Origin of the sequence: Lishizhenia sp., from assembly GCF_033720595.1 — a bacterium.
In the GTDB taxonomy this organism is placed as follows: domain Bacteria; phylum Bacteroidota; class Bacteroidia; order Flavobacteriales_D; family Crocinitomicaceae; genus Lishizhenia.
In genome coordinates this window covers 1-8,454 of sequence record NZ_JAWWCF010000135.1, presented here as the reverse complement: position 1 = coordinate 8,454, position 8,454 = coordinate 1, and the positions used below count along the sequence as shown (strand labels likewise).

The 8,454-nt window shown below is 37.7% G+C and carries 10 protein-coding genes; 4 read left to right on the top strand and 6 right to left on the bottom strand.

Annotated features, from left to right (window positions below; genetic code table 11):
* Positions 1-209 (bottom strand): alpha/beta hydrolase-fold protein (locus R3333_RS10115; protein WP_318958675.1); only part of this gene is annotated, 209 nt, incomplete at its 3' end.
* Positions 210-332: 123 nt separating this feature from the next.
* On the opposite strand from R3333_RS10115, the gene R3333_RS10110 reads away from it, so the two are divergent.
* Entirely contained in the window at positions 333-911 is a 579-nt protein-coding gene (locus R3333_RS10110) for a hypothetical protein (RefSeq protein ID WP_318958674.1), read from the top strand.
* A gap of 160 nt (positions 912-1,071) precedes the next feature.
* Here R3333_RS10110 and menD read toward each other — a convergent pair whose 3' ends face one another.
* From menD to R3333_RS10095, 3 genes are read right to left on the bottom strand one after another with little or no spacing between them, the layout of a single operon-like run.
* Positions 1,072-2,757: a 2-succinyl-5-enolpyruvyl-6-hydroxy-3-cyclohexene-1-carboxylic-acid synthase gene (gene menD, locus R3333_RS10105; protein ID WP_318958673.1), complete on the bottom strand. Its 1,686-nt coding sequence runs from the start codon at positions 2,755-2,757 to the stop codon at positions 1,072-1,074.
* A 26-nt stretch (positions 2,758-2,783) separates the two neighbouring features.
* The gene (locus R3333_RS10100) at positions 2,784-3,647 is read right to left on the bottom strand and encodes a substrate-binding domain-containing protein (RefSeq protein WP_318958672.1); all 864 of its coding nucleotides are present in this window, start codon (positions 3,645-3,647) and stop codon (positions 2,784-2,786) included.
* Positions 3,648-3,652: 5 nt separating this feature from the next.
* Positions 3,653-5,434: an ABC transporter ATP-binding protein gene (locus R3333_RS10095; RefSeq protein WP_318958671.1), complete on the bottom strand. Its 1,782-nt coding sequence runs from the start codon at positions 5,432-5,434 to the stop codon at positions 3,653-3,655.
* Positions 5,435-5,712: 278 nt separating this feature from the next.
* Between R3333_RS10095 and upp the strand changes: the two genes are divergently transcribed.
* Genes upp through R3333_RS10080 form a run of 3 tightly spaced genes read left to right on the top strand, consistent with a single transcriptional unit; the run spans position 5,713 to position 7,569 of the window.
* Complete coding sequence (upp, locus tag R3333_RS10090) at positions 5,713-6,360, top strand: uracil phosphoribosyltransferase (protein WP_318958670.1); 648 nt, start codon at positions 5,713-5,715, stop codon at positions 6,358-6,360.
* A gap of 6 nt (positions 6,361-6,366) precedes the next feature.
* Positions 6,367-6,849, top strand: a complete 483-nt coding sequence (locus R3333_RS10085; protein ID WP_318958669.1) for a hypothetical protein — start codon at positions 6,367-6,369, stop codon at positions 6,847-6,849.
* Positions 6,850-6,861: 12 nt separating this feature from the next.
* A complete protein-coding gene (locus R3333_RS10080) occupies positions 6,862-7,569 on the top strand; it encodes a YjjG family noncanonical pyrimidine nucleotidase (RefSeq protein ID WP_318958668.1) in 708 nt (235 codons plus the stop codon).
* 13 nt (positions 7,570-7,582) lie between these two features.
* Here R3333_RS10080 and R3333_RS10075 read toward each other — a convergent pair whose 3' ends face one another.
* Positions 7,583-8,101 (bottom strand): GNAT family N-acetyltransferase, encoded by a 519-nt coding sequence (locus R3333_RS10075; protein WP_318958667.1) that lies wholly within the window; start codon positions 8,099-8,101, stop codon positions 7,583-7,585.
* A gap of 149 nt (positions 8,102-8,250) precedes the next feature.
* Positions 8,251-8,454, bottom strand: a 204-nt coding sequence (locus R3333_RS10070; protein WP_318958666.1) for a hypothetical protein, incomplete at its 5' end; no start/stop codon positions are given.

Here is an 8,454-nt window from a genome sequence, read left to right as displayed (position 1 = left end):
CCGTCGAGAAGATAGACGATATCATAAGCCATGGTATCGTTGTAGTCATCTGGTAGATAAACATTTATAACACGATCTTCCCCAAGAATATGTGAACGCAAGAGGTGTTTATCCCCGATTACTAAATCTGTTTTTTCAGAAACTTGAGCATCCACTGTAAAAACCTGAAATACCAGTAGTAACACACTTACAAAACTAAAGAACCTCATCGCATATCATTTTAAATTCTGAACTAATATAATAAGCGAAAAGAAATGACGTTTTGTTTTCAATCGATAAAAGCAACATGCAGTATATGTAAATACACTACTTAACCCAAAACACAATGAAAAATGAAAAAGTTAACAAGTATCTTACTGCTGAGCTTTGCCTTATCGAGTTTCGCACAGGAAAAAGACAAAAAATGGAGTTATGGTTTTGAAGTAGGCGCCAACTATAGCAATGTAATTGGACGTGACAAATCAAATGGTCCTGGATATGAATTAGGGATTAGCACGAAACGAGCGCTAAGCGATCATCTTTTCTTCAATCCTGTAATCTCATTTGGTTATTCGAGTGCACGCCATAAAGACAATCCTCTACTTGATTATTATTTGAATTTTCAACCCAAATTGAATTATTACCTCAAAGAGGATGAAAATTCTCTATTCTTTAGTTTTGCTCCCGCCTATCAGAGAAGGCTTAGTTCTCCTGTATTGGGGACAGATTATACAAAGCGTAATAATTTCTCTTTGAATTTTGGATTAGGATTATTGAACAAGTTTCAGTTTTTCGATTTGCAAACTGAACTAAGGTACAGCTTTGGATTAACGGAAAAACTACACAATCCTACCGTTCCAGTTGGACCAGGTTTCAAACCGGAATCTCCTGTTTACTTTCATAGTATAGGGATCTATTTTCAATTTTTATAAGGCCTAGCGATAGGAAGGACAGCTCCCCAGAATATGGTTTTAGTAAGCAACGAGCTACCCTTACGACCAGCGGAAGTGATGGTAGCTTGTATTGCGACTTAAACTATCTTTTGGGGACTATACTGGAAAGCGCGGTTCCGAGCTCACCTCGGAAAGGCTCCTACTTTACTTTTACGAAATCGAAATAAGCTTTTAACACTTTGTCATTTTCTTCGTACGGCGTAAAGATTTCCATCACAGCTGGTCGTTCTAACTTGGCGTAGAAATCTTCCATTTGTGTATCTATCTTCTGCAAATCGTCTGCTTGGAAATAATTCACATCATAGGCTTTGCACAGATACTCGGCCTTGGTTTGATGACGCGTGGTAAAGAATTCATCCAAAGCTTGAGTAGTGCCCGGACCAGGAATGATTTTGAAGATACCTCCACCTTCATTGTTGATCAAGAAAATTCTCAAATTACTCGGCAGAATTTTATTCCACAAGGCATTAGAATCGTAGAAGAAAGAAATGTCTCCGGTAATAAGCGTATGCAATTTATCCGGACGCGCTAATGCTGCACCCACTGCTGTACTCGTAGATCCATCTATTCCTGAAGTTCCACGGTTACAATAACGCTCTATACTTGGAATAGCATCGAACAACTGGGCATAGCGGATAACCGATGAATTAGAAAAATGCAAAACAGAGTTTTCTGGGATGTAGTCTAACAACATTTCAAAAACGGACATGTCTGCATAAGGAGCTTCGTAGAAATAAGCATCGTGTCGGGCTTGGATTTGCAAATCTAATTGCTTCCATTTCCCTCCAAAGTTATTGGCATTTCTAGACCACTTGGTCAACGGTAATTCCTCAAAAAACTGTTCTGCTTTCATGGGGAAGGTTGCCGACAACTTTTGGTAGGTATCCATGAAATTGAAATCTTCACTTACCCTCCAGTGTTCTTGAATATCGTTTCGACGTATAAAGGCTTTGATGCGCTTAGACACCACTGCTCCACCTATAGTAATCAGTAAATCTGGCGCAAAATCTTTTTCTTGTTCTGCAGAAATACTGTTCAACGTTCTATCTATACATTGTATAAAACTGCGGTGGGTACAATTACTTGTATTCTCTACCAAAACTATGGTTGAAGTATCTGTAGCCAAATCTACCAGCTGCGCTTGCAACTTTGGATTGACAGGCATTTGTCCCACGATAATCATGCGCTTTTCTGACCTATCCCAAACTTCTTTGAATTGCTCCAATTGATGGGCATCAAAGGTCATTTTAGGCGATACAAAATTGATATGCTTTTGCGGAGTATAGTCTACTTCAGAAATATCATACAAAGGTTCGGTAAATGGGAAATTGATATGAACAGGTCCCTTTTCTGCAGTTGTAGCCACCTGAAAAGCATGATCTGTTTTTCTACACAATTCCCATACATCGTTGGAATCTTTTAAATGCTCTTTCAATTCCGTTTCAAAACGCAAATGATTGGCCAACGCATGGGTTTGACGAATGGTTTGTCCATCTCCCTGATCTACCCACATGTTGGGTCTATCTGCAGATATAACAATTAACGGAATACTTCTGTAAAAAGCCTCCGAAACTGCTGGAGTGTAGTTTAACAAAGCAGAACCTGAGGTACAAAGTACTGCAACATGTGCTTTTAATTGTTCGGACATTCCAAGGGCCACAAAGGCTGCACTTCTTTCGTCTGGAATGGAAATACAATTGAAAAAATCATCACTTGAAAAAGCAATGGTTAGGGGAGCATTTCTGGAACCTGGAGAAATAACTACATTTCTCAAATTGTTCAATTTACATTGTTCTACGAAATACTTTACACCTGTTTTACTCATGTTTATGCGCTCGCTTTTATGGGCTACTAAAATAGTTTTTCTCTGAAATCTGTTGATTCTTCTTCGGTAATCAATCCAAGTTTCTTAAGGTAACGCACCGTTTTTTCGAAAGCCAAAGGATATTCAATTCCCTTGTAGTTCCATTCGGTTTCGTTTAACCAACTTTGTACGTGAGAGCTTCTCAGGTTATATCTCCAAGAAATAACATCAATGATGTTTTCCATGGTTTTCATCTCCTCTGCTTTATGGTTCACCACCTCACACATCTCTTTTAACTTGTCGAAATGTTTTTCGTAAACATCAGTTCTTACCGCAATACAGAAACAAGGCCAAGGTGTAACCACCTCGTCTATGTATCTACATTTCTTTTGTTCCGTGTAAGGGTGCGTAGTGTATTTCTCCCATAAAAAGGCTTGCGCTTCGTTGTTTTCTAAAGCCCATAAACCACCGTAAACATCTCCAATTACATTGAATTTTAAGTTATCGGTTGGCCATCCTTGCTGATCTGCCAAAACATAAGCCATCAATTGAGACCCAGAACCAGAACGTGAAATTGCATAAGTTCCATCCTTTAAGTCTTCCACCTTTTGAATGTCTGAATGATAAGGAACATGAATTCCCCAACGCAAAGGTGAGGTAACATAAACCTGAATGATTTTCGCATCTAATCCTTGCAAAATAGCTTTGGTAATACCTTCTGTTAATAATACCGCAACGTCTATAGATTTTTGCTCGAGACCTCGGATCATTTGGCCCGTTCCTCCTCCCATGTCTTCCCAGTGCAGTCGTAACCCCACTTCTCTGAACTTTCCATCTTCTATGGCTAATCTCCATGGCAGGTTAAAGTGTTCTGGAACACCGCCTACTTTTAATCCTACTAAATCATTCATCTTGTTTATTTTTCATTCTCGAGAAACTGCTTTTCGTACAAGTTTTTGTAGTATCCATTTTGCTCTAATAAGCTTTGATGGTTTCCTTGTTCAACGATTTCTCCTTTTTCCAACACTACTATTTTGTCGGCATTCTGTATGGTTGATAGTCTGTGTGCTATGACTATACTTGTTCTTCCTTGAGTTAACTTCTCCGTTGCTTTTTGGATCAGTTCTTCGCTTTCTCCATCCACACTAGATGTTGCTTCATCTAAAACTAATATATGCGGGTTGTAAACGTAAGCTCTAATAAAAGAAAGTAGCTGTCTTTGTCCTACCGACAACACTCCTCCACGTTCTCCTACTTGGTAATCGTAATCACCTGGCAAACGCATAATGAAATCGTGTGCACCAACTTCCTTAGCAGCTTCAATTACTTGTTCTCGAGAAATACTCTCATCCCCTAAGGTAATGTTATTGTGAATACTATCCGAAAACAAGAAAACATCTTGCAAAACAATAGATATATTTCTTCGCAAATAAGCCAAATTCATTTCGCGTATATCTACATCTCCTACCTTAATGCTCCCCTTTTGGAATTCATAGAAACGCGCTAACAAATTCACAATAGATGACTTTCCAGCCCCTGTTGCTCCTACAAACGCAACGGTAGAGTTTGGCTTTATTTCCAAATTGATATTTTTCAAAACCCAATCTTCTTTAACATAAGCAAAACTTACGTCTTTCAAATGAATGGTCTGCTGGAAATCTACTTGATCAACATCTCCAGAATTGTCAATGTGATCTGTTAAATCCAAGGTTTCAAATACTCTTTCTGCTCTAACGATACCACGTTGCAATACATTAAATTTATCTGCTAATTGACGAATAGGTCTATACAACAAACTTACATACATGGTAAAAGAAAGTACCGTTCCTACCAAATTTGTTTTGCTTTCTATGTCATCTCCAGACACCAAAACAGCCATATAAACCAACAAGGCTGAAATTGAAAGTGAGCTTAATATCTCTACCAAGGGGAAGAAAATAGAAAAGGCCCAAATCGCATCTATGTGTGATTTTAAGTGGGCTTTATTAATTGTATCAAATTTTTTTGATTCAATTTTTTCTCTACTGAACATCTGTAGAATCGCCATACCTGTTAAACGCTCTTGAACAAAAGTATTCAATCGATTCACTGCCACACGTTCTTTCTGAAAAGCAGACTTCATGGCTTTGGCAAATATTCTTGTTGCAATTAAAAGCAAAGGGATAGGAATCAATACCAATAACGTTAGGGTAGCATCCATGTAAATCATGAATCCTAAAATGGCCGTTAACGATAACAAATCTCCAATGATGTTAATCAACCCTTGGGAGAATACTTCTGATACTGCCTCAATATCAGATACAGATCTGGTAACAATAGTTCCAATGGGAGTTTTATCGAAGTATTTCATCTTAAAACCAACCATGTGTCGATACAACTTCTTACGTAAATCTCTAATGATAGACTGCGCCAATAAATTTGAGAAATAGGTAGAAAAATACATGAATACAGCCTGTAGCATAAGTATACCTCCTGCCAACATGATCCAGTACATCAACTTCTCTGCACTTTGCGTTTCCTCTGCCACTGCATAGGTATTGATCGCATACCCCAATATTGAAGGGTTTAGCGGAGCAAGTCCCGCAAGAATTACAGTAAAAAGTAAAGATAAAATGAGGTACAAACGGTAAGGTTTAGCATGGGCTAACAACCTTTTGAAAATACCAAAATCTACTTTTCTAGCGCTTTTATCAGACATAGCGCAAAAATAACTTGGATTGCAAAGAATAAAAATGTTTTCACCCTAAAAAGTTTCCTCTAAATGACAATTATCAAAAAGTTGAAATCCAAGGTCTGTCAAAGCCACACTTTTAACCCTCAAAATAGGCCTCATTTTTCTGAAATCAAGTAAAATTTCGCTCCAAATCAAGTCCAAGAATTCGTTAAAAACATCAGCGTCAAGCAACTAAAGATTAAAACTAATTTTTCGGGGAGTTTAGCACAAGATTTAATATCTTTAATACAAACAAAAGTCCTATGATTCACGATCTCAGTAAAACACATTCTATCTTCAATAATTTCATGGCAGAAATCAGGGATGTAGATATTCAAAAAGATTCCATGCGTTTTCGTCGCAACTTAGAAAGGACGGCAGAACTCTTAGGATATGAAGTGTCTAAAAAATTAAATTATTCTACAAAAGAAGTAACTACGCCTCTAGGAATTGCGAAAGTTGACACTTTGGATACAGAGTTAGTTTTAGCCACGATTTTACGCGCCGGTTTACCTATGCATCAAGGATTATTGAATATTTTTGACAAAGCAGATTCTGCTTTCGTTAGTGCTTATAGAAAGCACAAAAGTGGCGAAGAGTTTGAAATAAGAGTAGAATATTTGGCAGCCCCAAGCATCGATCGGAAAGACTTGATTATTTCTGACCCCATGTTGGCTACAGGTAGTTCCATGGTAACGGTTTATAAAGAACTTTTAAAAAACGGTAATCCAAGAAAAACTCATATTATTGCAGGCATTGCCGCACCGGAAGCAATAGAATATGTGCAAAAGCATTTACCGCCAACCACGGAAATTTGGGTAGGAGCTATAGATGATGAGCTTACGGCACACTCTTATATTGTTCCGGGTTGTGGAGATGCAGGCGACATTGCATTTGGAGATAAATTATAACGTTTTATGTGGAAATACCTCACCATCATAGGTTTGGCTTCATTCAAATTTATGTTTTCACCCCTAGCCGGTGAAAAGTTGGGTTTAACTTTCTTAGAATCTTTTTTTAGCACCTTAATTGGAGCCTTAATTTCATGGGGAATTTTCTATTTCATGAGTGAGTATTTCATGCGTAGGAATCATGCTAAAAAGGTTGAGAAACATAAAAAGGCCTTGGCGACCAATGATCCTAATTACAAACGTCCCAAGAATTTTACGCGACTCAATAAAACCATTGTTAAAGTAAAAACGACCTTAGGGATTTACATTACATGTTGGTTGGTACCTTTGTTTTTAAGTATTCCCATTGGCTCCATCATTTGCGCAAAGTTTTACGGTCATCATAAGAAAACACCTTACCTCATCTTGGCAGGTATTGTATTGAACACTTTCTTGTTGTGCTGTATTTGGTACTTTGTAGGAGGAATGGTTGATGTGAAAGCGAATTAATAGCGGAGAGAGATGAAAATTAAACACGTATTTTTTGATTTAGACAGAACACTTTGGGATTTTGAAAAAAATTCGGAGGTAGCTTTATTTGAATTGCACGACAATTTCGAATTGGCTAAGCACGCCATTACTCCTGAGCAGTTCGTGAAAAAATACAAGGCCATTAACAACAACTACTGGAAGCGTTACCGCAAAGGATACTGCACCAAAGAAGAATTAAGGGTTGGTCGATTTAAAGATAGTTTTACGGCTTTGGGTATAGACTTAGCCCAAGAAAATCATTTGCATGAGGCCGGAGACTTCTACATCTCTAGAGCGCCTTATCAAAAAGAACTATTCCCCAATACCTTGGAAACACTATCAACTTTAAAAGAATGGGGCATTAAAAAGCACATCATCACCAATGGTTTTAGTGAAGCGCAATATATTAAGCTCACCAACTGTGGATTGATTGATTATTTTGATGTGATTGTGTGTTCAGATGAATTTGGACAAAACAAACCCCACCCAAGTATTTTTGAACACGCCTTACAATCTGCCGGAGCCAAGGCACATGAATCATTGATGATAGGTGATGATTTACATGTAGATGTATTGGGTGCACAAGCTGTAGGTATTGAAGGTGTATTGTTTGACCCCGAAGAAAATTTCACTCAGCGCAATGGTGTTTTAAAAATATCTGATTTAGAAGAATTACCTGACTTAGTAATGAATTTCTAAGTTTCCAAAAGGCTTATTTCAACCCTAGGGCAAATACTTCTACGGGCATATTTAAATAGGTAGTTTTCTTTGTGCTTTCCATTCCATTTTTCAACGCAACTTTCTTTGAAGCATTGTTCTCAACATGGATAATGGAAATGATTCTGTCTATGTTTAATTTATCCTTTGCATACGCCTTTACGCAAGCCGTCATTTCGGTAGCATAACCTTTCTGCCAGTATTTAGGTTTTACGGAATAGGCCAATTCATACTCCTTTTTTCCATCTATTTCTCGAGGTATAATTCCACAAACGCCAACGATGTCACCCGTTTCTTTATCTATACCTGCCAACAAGCCTAAATTTTCATTTTCGTAGCGTGGAAATTGTTTCTCTATCCACTCCTCTGCCATTTCTTTGTGCGTCTTGCAAGCTTCTATACCTAAAAAGTGCAAAGAATTGTTGTTCTCAAAAAATTCGGCCCAAGAGTTTATATCCTCTTTTCCCATCGGACGAAGGTTCAAACGCGCTGTAGATAAATTGAAGTAATCCATGTCTACAAGTTAAGCAGAAAGGAGTTTAGAATGAATCTTTTTTAGATTTCTAGATGGCTAGACACCTAGATTTCTAGAAAGACAATTAGATTTTTAGACGGTTAGATATTTAGGGGGATAGCGAGTAAGATTTTTAAATATTTAAAATATTAAGAACTACATCCACTACAACTACTGCAACTACTACATCCACTTGAGTATGAAGAACATCCTGCCGAATCGAAACTTGACGAGAAGGAATCAAAAGTAGAATCCCACGAATTAAAAGTTGAATCAAGTATATAGTCGTTACTGAAATCGAAATCTGCCCATGATCCAAAATCATTATTCATGTTTATACCCTCAGCTTTAAT